The 13,519-nt window shown below is 36.2% G+C and carries 14 protein-coding genes and 1 other annotated feature; all 14 genes read left to right on the forward strand.

What is annotated here, in order from left to right:
* Positions 1-91: 91 nt before the first annotated feature.
* The 14 genes from BHU72_RS11695 to ileS all read left to right on the forward strand — a co-directional run bounded on the left by BHU72_RS11695 (position 92) and on the right by ileS (position 13,470).
* Positions 92-874: a cell division protein FtsQ/DivIB gene (locus BHU72_RS11695; protein WP_069702813.1), complete on the forward strand. Its 783-nt coding sequence runs from the start codon at positions 92-94 to the stop codon at positions 872-874.
* Between the two features lie 84 nt (positions 875-958).
* Positions 959-2,191, forward strand: coding sequence for a cell division protein FtsA (ftsA, locus tag BHU72_RS11700; RefSeq protein WP_069702814.1), 1,233 nt, complete (start codon positions 959-961; stop codon positions 2,189-2,191).
* Positions 2,192-2,213: 22 nt separating this feature from the next.
* A complete protein-coding gene (ftsZ, locus tag BHU72_RS11705) occupies positions 2,214-3,314 on the forward strand; it encodes a cell division protein FtsZ (protein ID WP_069702815.1) in 1,101 nt (366 codons plus the stop codon).
* Positions 3,315-3,563: 249 nt separating this feature from the next.
* On the forward strand, positions 3,564-4,550 hold the full coding sequence (gene spoIIGA / locus BHU72_RS11710) for a sigma-E processing peptidase SpoIIGA (protein WP_069702816.1): 987 nt from the start codon (positions 3,564-3,566) through the stop codon (positions 4,548-4,550).
* Complete coding sequence (sigE, locus tag BHU72_RS11715; RefSeq protein WP_176720474.1) at positions 4,507-5,238, forward strand: RNA polymerase sporulation sigma factor SigE; 732 nt, start codon at positions 4,507-4,509, stop codon at positions 5,236-5,238. The genes spoIIGA and sigE overlap by 44 nt, the downstream gene beginning before the upstream one ends.
* Positions 5,239-5,432: 194 nt before the next feature.
* Positions 5,433-6,212, forward strand: coding sequence for an RNA polymerase sporulation sigma factor SigG (gene sigG / locus BHU72_RS11720; RefSeq protein WP_069702817.1), 780 nt, complete (start codon positions 5,433-5,435; stop codon positions 6,210-6,212).
* Between the two features lie 59 nt (positions 6,213-6,271).
* Positions 6,272-6,580 carry a YlmC/YmxH family sporulation protein gene (locus BHU72_RS11725; RefSeq protein WP_069702818.1) on the forward strand — a complete coding sequence of 103 codons (309 nt, stop codon included), beginning with the start codon at positions 6,272-6,274 and terminating at the stop codon, positions 6,578-6,580.
* 132 nt (positions 6,581-6,712) lie between these two features.
* Positions 6,713-7,543, forward strand: a complete 831-nt coding sequence (gene pgeF, locus BHU72_RS11730; protein ID WP_069702819.1) for a peptidoglycan editing factor PgeF — start codon at positions 6,713-6,715, stop codon at positions 7,541-7,543.
* A 4-nt stretch (positions 7,544-7,547) separates the two neighbouring features.
* Positions 7,548-8,261 (forward strand): YggS family pyridoxal phosphate-dependent enzyme, encoded by a 714-nt coding sequence (locus tag BHU72_RS11735; RefSeq protein ID WP_069702820.1) that lies wholly within the window; start codon positions 7,548-7,550, stop codon positions 8,259-8,261.
* Complete coding sequence (locus BHU72_RS11740; RefSeq protein ID WP_069702821.1) at positions 8,254-8,688, forward strand: cell division protein SepF; 435 nt, start codon at positions 8,254-8,256, stop codon at positions 8,686-8,688. Before BHU72_RS11735 ends, BHU72_RS11740 begins: the two co-directional genes overlap by 8 nt.
* Before the next feature lie 5 nt (positions 8,689-8,693).
* Positions 8,694-8,993: a YggT family protein gene (locus BHU72_RS11745; protein WP_301553532.1), complete on the forward strand. Its 300-nt coding sequence runs from the start codon at positions 8,694-8,696 to the stop codon at positions 8,991-8,993.
* 12 nt (positions 8,994-9,005) lie between these two features.
* Positions 9,006-9,785 (forward strand): YlmH family RNA-binding protein, encoded by a 780-nt coding sequence (locus BHU72_RS11750; RefSeq protein WP_069702823.1) that lies wholly within the window; start codon positions 9,006-9,008, stop codon positions 9,783-9,785.
* A gap of 60 nt (positions 9,786-9,845) precedes the next feature.
* Positions 9,846-10,334: a DivIVA domain-containing protein gene (locus BHU72_RS11755; protein ID WP_069702824.1), complete on the forward strand. Its 489-nt coding sequence runs from the start codon at positions 9,846-9,848 to the stop codon at positions 10,332-10,334.
* Positions 10,335-10,373: 39 nt separating this feature from the next.
* Positions 10,374-10,634 (forward strand) — a binding site (T-box leader).
* Positions 10,635-10,710: 76 nt separating this feature from the next.
* A complete protein-coding gene (ileS, locus tag BHU72_RS11760) occupies positions 10,711-13,470 on the forward strand; it encodes an isoleucine--tRNA ligase (protein ID WP_069702825.1) in 2,760 nt (919 codons plus the stop codon).
* Positions 13,471-13,519 lie beyond the last annotated feature (49 nt).

The following is a 13,519-nucleotide window of genomic DNA, read 5'->3' on the forward strand; positions in this document are numbered from 1 at the left end:
ACAGCGACATAGCCTAAATGTCGCTGTTTTTTTTATTCTAAATCTAGTATAATGTAACACAGTAATGAAACTATCATATAAGGAGACCAAGATGTCTTATAGACCTTATGAGGAATATGATGGGAACCCGCCTAGAGAACTATTAATAAACAGTAAGCCTAAGAAAAAATGGCTGTTATCTTTAATTTTACTAACATTTTTTCTTATTCTGGCAATCGTAGTTTTCCTGTATTCTCCGTTCTCAAAAATTAACAAGATCAATATATCAGAAACTGAACTAGTTTCAGAGGAGTTGATTTTGCAAGCAACGCGCGTAATTCCAGGAGATAGCTTTCTAAAAGTAAACACGGGAAAAATTGAGGAAACGATTGTAAAGCTAAGACCCGTGAAAGATGTAGAAGCTACATTTATATTTCCTGGAGTACTAGAAATCAAAGTTGTAGAGAAAGAAGTCGTCGGGTATATCTATCAAGAGAATCATACACTACTGCCATTATTAGAAGATGGTACGATTTTAACCGCACAGCAAAGTTTTGTAAGGTCGAGACCGTTGATTGGGAACACCAATGAGTCGAATATTTACAAAATTGCAAATCAGTTGAAAGATATTCCTATCCCTGTTATGATTTCTCTATCAGAAATATCCGTTAAAGATTCTAGTGAAGTAATCGTTTACACGAAAGATGGTTATGAGTTACATATTCCGCTTAATCAACTAAAGGACAAGCTTTTATTATACAAGGATATTATGGAAGACTTAGAACATATTGAGAATGACGAAGGAGTTATTTATATGTCAGATGCAATATGGTATATTTCGTATGAGGACTTTAAAAAGGATGTAGAAGAGAAAAATAAAGAAAATAGTAATTAATTTTGATAGTTTTTAATAAAAAAAAGGAAAATCGACAAATTGTAGCGAAATAAACAAGTAGTTATTGTTAGGAGGTGTCTTTGTTTGACTATACAGAACCCCGTTGTGAGTTTAGATATTGGAACATCAGCAATTCGTGTTGTTATAGGAGAAGCGAAAAATGGCACAATTCATATCGTCGGGGTGGGTTCTGCGCCATCTCGAGGAATTAAAAATGGTGCTATTGTTGATATAGAGCAGACCGTTTTATCTATTGAAGAAGCTGTCAATAAGGCAGAACAAATGGTAGGCATACAAATCGAATCTGTATTTGTAGGAATTAACGGAAACCATATTCAACTTACTGCTTCTCATGGAGTGGTAGCTGTAGGAAACCCTGATAAGGAAATCACAGAAGAAGATGTAGAACGAGTCATTAATGCTGCTAAAGTGATTAGTATACCACCGGAGCGTGCAATCATTGATGTGATTCCTCAGCAGTATGTTGTTGATGGTTTAGATGGAATACAAGATCCACGTGGAATGTTAGGTGTTCGTTTAGAAGTAAATGCAACAATTGTTACCGGCTCTAAAACAATATTACATAATATTCGACGTTGTGTGGAAAAGGCTGGTTTACAAGTTGCGCATTTCGTACTTGCATCTATGGCTGCCGGTACGATTGCTTTGAAGAAAGATGAAAGAGAACTCGGTGCTATTTTAATAGATTTAGGTGCAGGTGGTGCGAATATTGCTATCTTTGAAAAAGGAGCTTTAGTGCGTACTGCTGTGATTCCAGTGGGTGGGAATTACTTAACTCATGATATTGCTTATGGGTTAAAAACAGAGATGGAAAATGCAGAGTTAATTAAAGTGAAGCATGGCTGCGCATTGGTGAGTCTAGCAGATGAGGAAGAAGTTTTCAAAGTTAATCGTTTAGGCACGAAAAAGGAATATGACTTGAATCAAGAAGAACTGGCTATGATTATTGAGCCAAGATTGCAAGAAATTATGCAGCTTATTCTTAAGGAAATTAATAAGCTTGGCTATAGTAATGATATTACTGCAGGATTCTTCTTCACTGGTGGAGTCGCAAACATGAAGGGAATCGCTGAGTTAGCAGAGATTGAACTTGATGCGCCAGTCCAGATTTCAATGCCAAACTATCTTGGGGTAAAAGATTCTACCTTTACTACTGGAGTAGGAATTATTAAGTATGCTACGGAACAAGGACTTATTCGTAATCATAAATATAAGCCAAGCAGTAAGCTTCCAAGTGGAGTGCAAGCGGATAATCTAGTTCAAAAGATCAAGGATTGGTTTAAGGATTTCTTATAAAGGTAAATAAGGGGGCGCACTTATGTTGGAGTTTGATGTAGATACTCATCAATTAGCTCAGATTAAAGTAATTGGTGTTGGTGGAGGAGGAAGTAATGCTGTTAATCGTATGATTGAAGCAGGGATTCAAGGAGTTGAATTCTTAGCAGTCAATACCGATGGACAAGCTCTTCAATCTTCACTAGCTAATAATAAAATGCAAATTGGAGAAAAACTAACTAGAGGTCTTGGAGCAGGTGCTAACCCTGAAGTTGGTAAGAAGGCCGCAGAAGAGAGTAAGGAAGAGATTAAGCATCTATTAAAAGGTGCGGATATGGTATTCGTTACTGCTGGTATGGGCGGAGGAACTGGAACTGGTGCAGCACCAGTGATTGCGGAAATTGCCAAGGAAATTGGAGCGTTAACAGTGGGTGTTGTGACAAAGCCATTTTCTTTCGAAGGTAAACGCAGAACAACCCATGCGAATATTGGAATTGCTAATTTAAAAGAAAAAGTAGATACATTAATTGTAATTCCTAATGATCGTTTATTAGAGATAGTGGATCGTAACACGCCAATGCTTGAAGCATTCCGTGAAGCTGACAATGTTCTAAGACAAGGGGTTCAAGGAATTTCCGATTTAATTGCAATTCCAGGTCTGATAAACTTAGACTTTGCCGATGTAAAGACTATTATGGCAGAACGTGGTTCAGCACTTATGGGCGTAGGAGTTGCTACTGGAGAGAATCGTGCTGCGGAAGCTGCGAAAAAGGCAATCTGTAGTCCGTTGTTAGAAACCTCTATCCAAGGAGCTAAAGGAGTACTTCTAAACATCACTGGTGGTACGAATTTGAGCTTATTTGAAGTCAACGAAGCTGCTGACATTGTACAATCTGCTTCAGACCCAGAAGTAAATCTTATATTCGGTGCTGTAATTAATGAGAATTTAACGGATGAAATTATCGTCACAGCTATTGCTACTGGATTTGAACAGATGGATGAAGATTATCCACGCAGAAAAGCTCAAGCTGGAACGAGTGCTGCTACTGGATCGAAGTTACAAGGTATTACGCCTTTTAGCACAGACTCTAGTAATTCTGACATCGATATTCCTGCATTTATGAGAAAAAGGCAAAATATCTAACATATTTCGACATAGCCTGTCATAAGATTTCTATAGCTAGTAAAAGAGTCTCTTTCATAGAGACTCTTTTTTTAATAGCTTCTACTTTTTATGTGGCTCGGCGAAGCTTGCCTAATAGCGAAATATTATCTTTGTATATTCAAGTGAACTAGCAGAAGTAGTCGAAAAATATAACGATTTCTTAAACAATTTATGACAGACTTTTACTTACAGGATTGATTATAATTTGAGAAAAGTCTGTGAGGTTCTATGGAATCAGTATATCTAGATATTCTGTTCTTAGTTAATTTCATTATTGATCTTAGTTTGTTGTGCATGACCGCCTATTATCGTAACATCAAGAACCAATGGTTAAGGATGGTTTCTGCTGCGGTTATAGGAGCTTGCTATGGTTCAGCGTGGGTTTTGTATCAATCACCATACTTATTTAGTTTTGCTGCTAAGATTATATTTTCTTTCTTACTGATACGAATCGCATTCTCTTGGAGAAATTGGCAAACATTTTTACAGCTAATTGTTTCTTTTTATCTCATAAACTTCATTGCAGCTGGTGCAATCTTTGCTGTTCAATATATGCTTCTTTCACAGCAGAAGATTTTAAGCCAGTGGATTCGCATTGGAAATCAAAACGTATGGGTTTTGGAAACGACCGTGTCAGCAATTGTATTTGGACTACCACTTGCATATTTAGGCTTTCGAAGCTTTTGGAAGAATGTTAAAAAGCAATTGAAGAGCAAGTCATGGATTTACACATGTACTATTTATTATAAGGGAAAAGTTAATACCTTTAACGGTTTATTGGATACTGGTAATCAATTAGCAGATCCAATAAGTTCAAGACCGGTATCCATTGTTGAGTACCAAAAGGTAGAAAACATGATTCCATCATTTGTCAATACATTGTATGCTGATGGAAGTTTAAATATTGCTGATTTACCTCGTATATTTCAAAAAATCTCAAGTTTTGATAATTTTACACTTATTCCTTATCGAGGAATGGGTAGTGAAAATAAATACTTATTAGCCTTCAAACCAGATTGCTTTCAAGTGACAACGAAGGAGGGTGTAGTGGATTTTCAGGAAGGTTATATAGGAATTACTACGCAGGTTTTATCTGTTATAGGTGATTATTCTGCAATTATTCATCCTGATTTTTTAGAAGGAGAGATACGAAAAAGGGAGGAAACAACATATGAAAATGCTAATCTCGAAAATCAAGTACTTCGTCAGACTTAAATACTACCAGCTTCTTAATTTACTGGGATGGAAACAAGATGAAATTTATTACATAGGTGGTAGTGAAACTTTGCCGCCTCCACTTTCAAGGGATGAAGAGTCCTATTTATTAAAGAAATTATCTACTGGTGATAAATCGGTTAAGGCAATGCTCATCGAGAGAAATTTAAGACTAGTAGTTTATATAGCTAGAAAATTTGAGAATACTGGAATTAACATTGAGGATTTAGTATCAATTGGTGCAATAGGTCTGATTAAAGCAGTCAATACTTTTGATCCAGATAAAAAAATTAAGCTAGCAACTTATGCATCTCGTTGCATAGAAAATGAAATACTTATGTACTTGCGTAAAAATAATAAAATTCGTACAGAAGTATCTTTCGATGAACCTTTGAATGTTGATTGGGATGGTAATGAATTGTTATTATCTGATGTTTTAGGAACTGAAAATGATACGGTATTTAAGAATATAGAAGATCGTGTTGATAAGAAATTACTATATAATGCGTTAGACAAACTTTCAGATAGGGAACGCGTCATAATGGAGATGCGCTTTGGGTTATCGGGGCATGAGGAGAAAACACAAAAAGATGTGGCGGACCTTCTGGAAATTTCACAATCATACATTTCTAGGCTAGAAAAACGGATAATTGGGCGTTTAAAGAAAGAATTTAACAAAATGATTTAATTATCTTTCATTTAGTCTCTATTGCTTTAAATTACTTATTATTTCTTTCGAAAAATACGCAAATAATGCTTAAATGCTTAATCTGACGGGATTAGTTGTACTCTCTTCACAAAGGTTTCAAACTGCATATTTTCTTTCCTTGGGGACATAATTAAATTAATTCCTTTTATTAGGAAACCAAGGGAGGGAGTTTCTTGAAACGCAACAAAGTAGAAATCTGTGGAGTAGATACTTCAAAACTTCCTGTATTGAAAAATGATGAAATGAAGCGATTGTTTATACGCTTGCAAAGCGGAGAAACGTCTGCGAGGGAAACGTTGATAAGTGGTAACCTTAGACTTGTATTGTCGGTAATACAAAGGTTCAATAACCGTGGTGAATTTGTTGATGATTTGTTTCAAGTAGGGTGTATAGGCTTGATTAAAGCTATCGATAATTTTGATTTAAGCCAGAATGTGAAGTTTTCAACCTATGCTGTTCCAATGATTATTGGAGAAATTCGTCGATATTTGCGGGATAACAATCCGATACGAGTCAGTCGATCTTTAAGGGATATTGCATATCAAGCATTACAGGTGAGAGATAGTTTAACGTATAAGAATTCCCGAGAGCCTTCTGTGTATGAAATATCTGAAGTACTCAATATCCCTAAAGAAGATGTTGTATTTGCTTTAGATGCAATACAAGATCCAGTATCAATATTCGAACCAATCTATCACGATGGTGGAGATCCAATCTTTGTTCTTGATCAAATCAAGGATGATCGAGAGCAAGATAATTTTTGGACGGAAGAAATCGCTCTTAATGAAGCATTACATCGATTAGAAGGTCGTGAAAAGAAAATTCTATCGATGAGATTCTATGAAGGAAAAACACAAATGGAAGTAGCTGAAGAAATAGGTATCTCTCAAGCTCAAGTCTCAAGACTAGAAAAGGCTGCCATTAAGCAAGTGCAAAAGCACGTAAAAGTGTAAAAGCATAAAAATCGGTATTCCCATATATAATGTAATATTGGATATGGGGAGCTGATACAATGGTTAAGTTATCAGATTTTCAATCAAAAGATGTCATTAACATTGTTGACGGTAGAAGAATAGGAATTATCAGTGATTTTGAACTCGACCTTCATGAAGGTTATATAAAAGCAATCATAGTTCCTGCTGGTAATCGAATGTTTGGATTCTTTAATGACCGTCAAGATATCGTGATTCCTTGGAAAAGGATAAGAAAAATTGGGACAGATGTAATATTGGTAGAAATTAGCGATCTTTCGTCTACTCTTGATGAAAAAACAACTATAAAAATTGACCAAGATAAGTCGAGGCCCTATTACCGGAAATAGACAATTGAAATGACGAATGCATGCTTGTTAAAGCGTGCATTTTTTCGTTTTTTCAAGATATAGAGAAAGTGTTATTTACTCTAGAGGATAAAACAGGTAGAATTTAAAATACGAATAAAAGGAGCTAGAAAAATGGATTTTTCTTTAACGAAAAAAGAAGGTATTGATATTTTAGAGCTTTCCGATGCGATTGACACAGGTACTATAAATCTGATATTTACTTGTAAATCTGGTGGTATTAGTGTATCGCCATTTAATTCATTGAATATGGGGAATCATGTAGGTGATAAAGAAGTACATGTAATGGAAAATCGTAGAAAAATATTAGAAATGTACGGCTATCATATTGAGGATGCTATATCATCGCAACAAATCCACGGTGATTATATAACAGTTGTGAACGTGAAAGATAAAGGGCGGGGGATGAAGAAAATCCCTCCAATTCCCAATAGTGATGGTTTAATTACTACGAATCAAGATATTGTTCTTATGTCCTTCTATGCAGACTGTGTACCGCTCTACTTATGGGATTGTAAGACAGGGGTCGTCGGACTTGCTCATGCAGGTTGGAAAGGGACTTGTCTTGACATTGCGGGCAAAATGGTAGAGAATTTTCTTAACCGCTTTCATTCCAATATCAAAGATATCAAGGCGGCGATTGGGCCTTCAATATGTAAATCATGCTATGAAGTTGATGATACGGTCATACAAGAGTTTCGAAAAACTTTTCAAGAGAATGAATTGCATCAAATATGTACAGATAATGTTAATGGACGTTTTCATTTAGATTTATGGAAAGCCAATGAAATTCTATTACAAAGGTGTGGAATACTCCCTGGTCACATTATCGTGAGCCGCTATTGCACGTATTGTAATCCTCATCTATTTTATTCTTATCGTAGGGATCAGGGAAAGACAGGTAGAATGGCATCGTTAATTTTTAAAACCAATAGAAAAAGGTGAAACTATGAACGACAATCCAGTGATTCGCAATCTTTCTCGTATTGAAGAGCGAGTAAAGGTAGCAGCGAGTAAGGTAGGAAGGGACCCAGGAGATATTACGATTGTGGCTGTTACTAAGTATACCGATGATACTGGCGTATTGCATTGTGTAGAAGCCGGCTTAGTGAATATTGGTGAGAATAAAGTACAACAAGCTTTGCCTAAAATTGAAAAGCTTACTTACATCAAGGATAAGATTTTATGGCATTTCATCGGCCATCTCCAAAGCAATAAGGTGAAGTATATATTGCCTCATATCGCATGTATTCACTCTCTAGATCGAATATCTCTAGCAGAAGAAGTAAATGTTCAGGCGAAGAAATTAGCTCAAGTAATACCTTGCTTTTTGCAAGTGAATATTTCTGGTGAGGAGACGAAATATGGCGTGGCACGTGAAGATGTAATTGATTTTGCAAATTCACTAACTGCATATGAAAATATAAAGATCATTGGATTGATGACAATGGCTCCCTTTTATGACGATCCAGAACTTACAAGGCCCCATTTCAAAGCGTTACGACTATTACGAGATGAGTTATCATTAATGAATTTATCGAATTTCCAAATAGATCATTTGTCTATGGGGATGTCTAATGACTTCCATATTGCTATTGAAGAAGGAGCTACATATATTCGATTAGGGAGTATATTATTAGAAGAGGAGAATATTAGTGAGTGAACTATTAAATAAGCTATTCTTATTCTTAGGACTAGCAGACGAAGATACATCGAAAAAGACTTCCTATGACTCTGAGCCTTATGAAGGACAGGAAATTAGCCGTACAAGAAAACAACAAGTGAATCAAACGAAACTACCAGTAAAGCAGGAAATGAGAGTAATCGTAGCTGAACCAACAAATTACGATGAATCTATAGAAATAGCGGATAAAATTAAATTTTCCTACCCAGTTGTTGTGAATTTACACAAATCGACGATTGCTGACCAGAGGAGGATTATTGATTTTTTAAGTGGAACTGTGTATGCTTTAGGAGGTAACTTACAAAAACTTGGGCCACAGATATTCTTATGCTACCCAGAAAATATCGAAGTAGAAGGAAGAATTTCACAAGTTTTAGAAGAGGCGCAACAGCAGCTTAATAACTAGAAAGGGTGAATCGATTGGCGATCTTAGATATCGTAGCATTATTATTCCGGCTTTATTGGTATATTTTAATCGCGAGGATCATTATGTCTTGGGTACCTAGTTTGTATCACACGAAATTCGGAGAAACCGTATATAACTTAACAGAACCATATTTATCTATGTTTCGGGGCTTTATACCGCCGATATCTTTAGGTGGAGGATACTTGGATGTATCACCAATTATTGCATTTTTAGCGTATCATTTTATTCAAGTAGGTGCATTATCCATTATCCGATGGATCTTGATTACCATTGGATTCATGTAATTATTACTGCATATGCAAGGTTCATTCATTAACCATTATAAACCTGACGATCATGAATTTGTTAAGCGCACGATTCATTGTATAGAAACTGTATACAATCAAGTTCAAAGTAAACTAACGGATTTTGTTGATCCATCAAAACAGAAAATTATCACAGATCTTTGTAATCGTTATCCTAATTTACAATGTATCTATCAAGGGGCTTTTCCAAATGCTGAAAGAAAGCGGGCTTTACTTCTTCCGGAATACTGGAGCTATGAAGCTGAAGACTTCCAGATACGTACCTTTTTTATAGATTTATCTACAAATAGCTCATTTGTTAAGCATGGTGATTACCTAGGAGCTATCTTAGGATTAGGGATTAAACGTGAGAAGATAGGTGATTTAGTCGTACATAATACAGGTGCATACGTTGTTACAGACTTTGTGATAGCCGATTATATTGAACTAAATCTAAGTCAAGTCAATCGATATCCTGCATTAATACATGAAGTTAGTTTCTCAGAATTACCAATACGAGAGCAAGAATTTCATTATATAGAGAACACAGTTGCTTCATTGCGCTTGGACAATATTATTAAAATGGCGTATCAAATGTCAAGGAATAAAGCGGTAGAAGTTATTCAAAGAGGTTATGTGAAATATAATTGGAATGTCTGCGAGAAAGTAGATCATGTAATCGCTAATGATGACGTTATTTCTGTAAAGGGCAAAGATAAAATAAAAATTATAGCAATAGGTGAACCAAACAAAAAAGGACGTATCCCTGTAAAAATCGGTCGATTTATGTAAGCAGGATATTATAGAAATTTGTCGAATTTCATTAAGATAGATAATGGGAGGTGTAGAGCAATGGCATTAACACCATTGGATATTAGCAATAAAGATTTTTCGCGCGCTTTACGCGGTTACGACATTGATGAAGTGAATGAGTTTCTCGATCATGTAATTAAAGATTTTGAAGCACTTATAAAAGAAAATAGACAATTAAATGACAAATTGGCAACTTTAGAAGAGAAACAAAGTCATTTCGAGAAACTTGAGGATAATCTTAAAAAAACAATCGTTGTTGCTCATGAGACTTCAGAAGAAGTTAGAGGCAATGCAAAGAAAGAAGCAAAGCTAATTATAAGAGAAGCTGAGAAGAATGCGGATCGCATTATTAATGAAGCTGTGATGAAATCTCATAAATCAATGATGGAAGTCCAAGACCTTAAGAATCAAGCGAAAGTGTATCGTATACGTTTAAAGTCTTTAATTGAAGCTCAATTAGAATTAATTGATAGTGGAGATTGGGATGATTTAGACCGAATAGGGGCAAATCAAGAAGATAACGATTAGTTGACAAAAACATACAGATTGTGTAATATATCAAAAAAAAATAATGAAATGCATGGGACAAGTAGATATAGTAATAATGTCACAGCGAGCTGGGATAGTGGAAGCCAGTACAAATTATATATATTGAAATCACCCATTAGATCTTCTCTTTTGAAACATTCAGGATTAGAAAGAGACGTTTCCTGCGTTAAAGGTCATAAGCGTAATTTATCTACTAGACAGAATAAGTGCACCGCACGAGTTTGAAGTTTTGAGATAAGTTGTACTAGGGTGGTACCGCGAGTCAACCTCGTCCCTTTTGGGATGAGGTTTTTTTACGTTATAATATGGATAACACACTAAAAAGGAATTACAAAAAAAGTTGGAGGGTAATTAAATGGAATATGGAAAGCTATTGAATTTGCCGTTAACAGACTTCCCAATGCGTGGGAATTTGCCTAAAAAAGAACCAGAAATACAAAGCTGGTGGGATGAGGTAAACCTGTATCAAAAGGTGCAAGAACATCAAGCAGGAAAACCGAAGTTTATCTTACATGACGGTCCACCATATGCCAATGGGGATATTCATTTAGGTCATGCCCTTAACAAAGTGCTTAAAGATATTATTGTAAAATGTAAAACAATGCAAGGATATGATGCACCATATGTTCCAGGGTGGGATACTCATGGTTTGCCAATTGAGCATGCGATTATTAAGAAGGAAAAAATCGATCGTCATTCTATCGGTATTCCAGATTTTAGAAAAAAATGCGAAGATTATGCGCTATCCTTTGTAGAAAAACAAAAAGGCCAGTTTCGCCGTTTAGGAGTACGTGGTGATTGGGATAATCCTTACATTACTTTAAAGCCAGAATATGAAGCTGCACAAATTCAAGTATTCGGAGATATGGCGAACAAAGGATATATATATAAGGGTAAAAAACCTGTATATTGGTGTTCTGATTGTGAAACAGCATTAGCAGAAGCAGAAATAGAATATAAAGATAAAACAAGTAAGTCCATTTATGTGACGTTTCCAATTGTGGATGGAAAGGGGATTGTCAGTGAATCAGATACCTTTATAGTCATTTGGACAACAACTCCATGGACAATCCCAGCGAACATGGCGATTGCTCTTCATCCAGATTTAGAATACACGCAAATTGTCGCGAATGGTAAAAAGTATATTGTTGCGAATGAACTTGTAAAGTCTGTGGTTGAAACGAATCATATTCAAGAATACACAACGGATGGAATCTGGAAAGGTGCTGAGCTGGAAGGTATAATCGCAAAGCATCCTCTATTTGATAGAAACTCACCGTTAATTCTTGGGGAACATGTTACGATTGAACAAGGAACAGGTTGCGTACACACGGCACCTGGACACGGGGTAGAAGACTACCAAGTGGGACTAAAATATAATATTGAAATTTTAGCTCCTATTGATAATAAAGGTCATTTCACTGCGGAGGCAGGCCAATTTGCCGGGGCTTACTACGCAAAAGGGAATAAGTTAGTCATTGAAGCGCTTGAATCTGTAGGTGCATTATTATCACAAGGTGATATCGAACATCAATATCCGCATTGCTGGAGATGTAATGGACCAGTTATTTATCGAGCGACTGAACAATGGTTTGCCTCTATAGATGGATTTAGACAACAAATGCTAGAGGAAATCAAAAAGGTTCAATGGGTTCCAAGCTGGGGAGAGCAGCGTATGCATAATATGATTGCTGACCGCGGTGATTGGTGCATTTCTAGACAACGTGTATGGGGCGTTCCAATCCCAATCTTGTATTGTGAAGCTTGTAATAAAGAAGTGATATCTGAAGAAACAATATCTATTATTTCGGGGATATTTGCTAAAGAAGGTTCACAATCGTGGTGGACACGAGAAGCAAAAGACTTTATGCCTGAAGGTTACCAGTGCAGTTGTGGACATTCTACTTTCCGTAAAGAACAGGATATTATGGACGTATGGTTTGACTCAGGTTCTAGTCACTATGCAGTTGCAGGTCAAAGGGAGAATCTAGCTTGGCCGACAGATTTGTACCTAGAAGGTTCGGATCAATATAGAGGATGGTTTAACTCATCATTATCTACTGCTGTTGCGACGAAAGGACAGGCGCCTTATAAGGCAGTACTTAGTCATGGTTGGGTTGTAGATGGTGAAGGACGTAAGATGTCTAAATCTTTAGGAAATGGTATTGATCCATTAGATGTTGTAGATAAAATGGGCTCCGACATTTTAAGATTATGGGTATCATCTTCAGAATATAAAGCGGATGTTAGGATATCAGAGAACATCCTTCAGCAAATGGGTGAAGTGTATCGCAAAGTACGTAATACTTTCCGATTCTTATTAGGAAATCTATCGGACTTTAACGTTGAGAACCATAGGGTTCCATACGATCAATTAGAGGAAATAGATCAATATGCAAGTATTCGTTTACAACGATTAATTGAGAAAACTACGAATGCTTATAATCGCTATGATTTTCATATTGTGTTCCATGCGATTCATAATTTCTGTACTATTGATTTGAGTGCATTCTATCTAGATATTCTGAAAGATAGACTGTATACCAATGCACCTCAATCCCACTCAAGAAGAGCTGCACAAACTGTTATTTATGATGTGTTACTGACCCTTGTACGTCTAGTAACTCCAATACTATCGCATACTGCAGAAGAGGTTTGGAAGTATATCCCGAACATGAAAGAGTTAAGTCCACAAATGGCAGAATGGCCGCAATATGATGCTCAAAAAATCGATGAAACAATTGAGCAGAAGTGGGACCAAGTAGTAAAAGTAAGGGAAGAAATCTTAAAGTCATTAGAAATTGCAAGACAAGAGAAAATTATCGGTAAATCACTCGGGGCCAAAGTGGACTTATATCCAGAAACAGATGTATATCAGCTTCTGAAGTCGATTAAAGATTTAGATAAGGTGCTTATCGTTTCTAAAGTTATTGTACATGAAACTGGCACAGAGGCACCTGATAAGGCAATTGCTTTAAAGGGATTACATGCATTGATATCTTCTGCTGAAGGACAAGAATGTGAAAGATGCTGGATTGTAACACCAGAGATCGGAACTAAGGAAGAACATCCGACTCTTTGTCCAACATGTGCAGATACAATAAGGCATTACTAATACAATAATTAAAAAGTTCCTGTGCGGAGGTATCTACCCCATACAGGAA

The organism is Desulfuribacillus stibiiarsenatis, assembly GCF_001742305.1.
Classification (GTDB): domain Bacteria; phylum Bacillota; class Bacilli; order Desulfuribacillales; family Desulfuribacillaceae; genus Desulfuribacillus_A; species Desulfuribacillus_A stibiiarsenatis.

Coding starts and splice junctions, on each gene's coding strand:
- BHU72_RS11695 (WP_069702813.1), top strand. CDS start 92: ATGTCTTATAGACCTTATGAGGAATATGATGGGAACCCGCCTAGAGAA.
- ftsZ (WP_069702815.1), top strand. CDS start 2,214: ATGTTGGAGTTTGATGTAGATACTCATCAATTAGCTCAGATTAAAGTA.
- spoIIGA (WP_069702816.1), top strand. CDS start 3,564: ATGGAATCAGTATATCTAGATATTCTGTTCTTAGTTAATTTCATTATT.
- sigE (WP_176720474.1), top strand. CDS start 4,507: ATGAAAATGCTAATCTCGAAAATCAAGTACTTCGTCAGACTTAAATAC.
- BHU72_RS11725 (WP_069702818.1), top strand. CDS start 6,272: ATGGTTAAGTTATCAGATTTTCAATCAAAAGATGTCATTAACATTGTT.
- pgeF (WP_069702819.1), top strand. CDS start 6,713: ATGGATTTTTCTTTAACGAAAAAAGAAGGTATTGATATTTTAGAGCTT.
- BHU72_RS11735 (WP_069702820.1), top strand. CDS start 7,548: ATGAACGACAATCCAGTGATTCGCAATCTTTCTCGTATTGAAGAGCGA.
- BHU72_RS11750 (WP_069702823.1), top strand. CDS start 9,006: ATGCAAGGTTCATTCATTAACCATTATAAACCTGACGATCATGAATTT.
- BHU72_RS11755 (WP_069702824.1), top strand. CDS start 9,846: ATGGCATTAACACCATTGGATATTAGCAATAAAGATTTTTCGCGCGCT.
- ileS (WP_069702825.1), top strand. CDS start 10,711: ATGGAATATGGAAAGCTATTGAATTTGCCGTTAACAGACTTCCCAATG.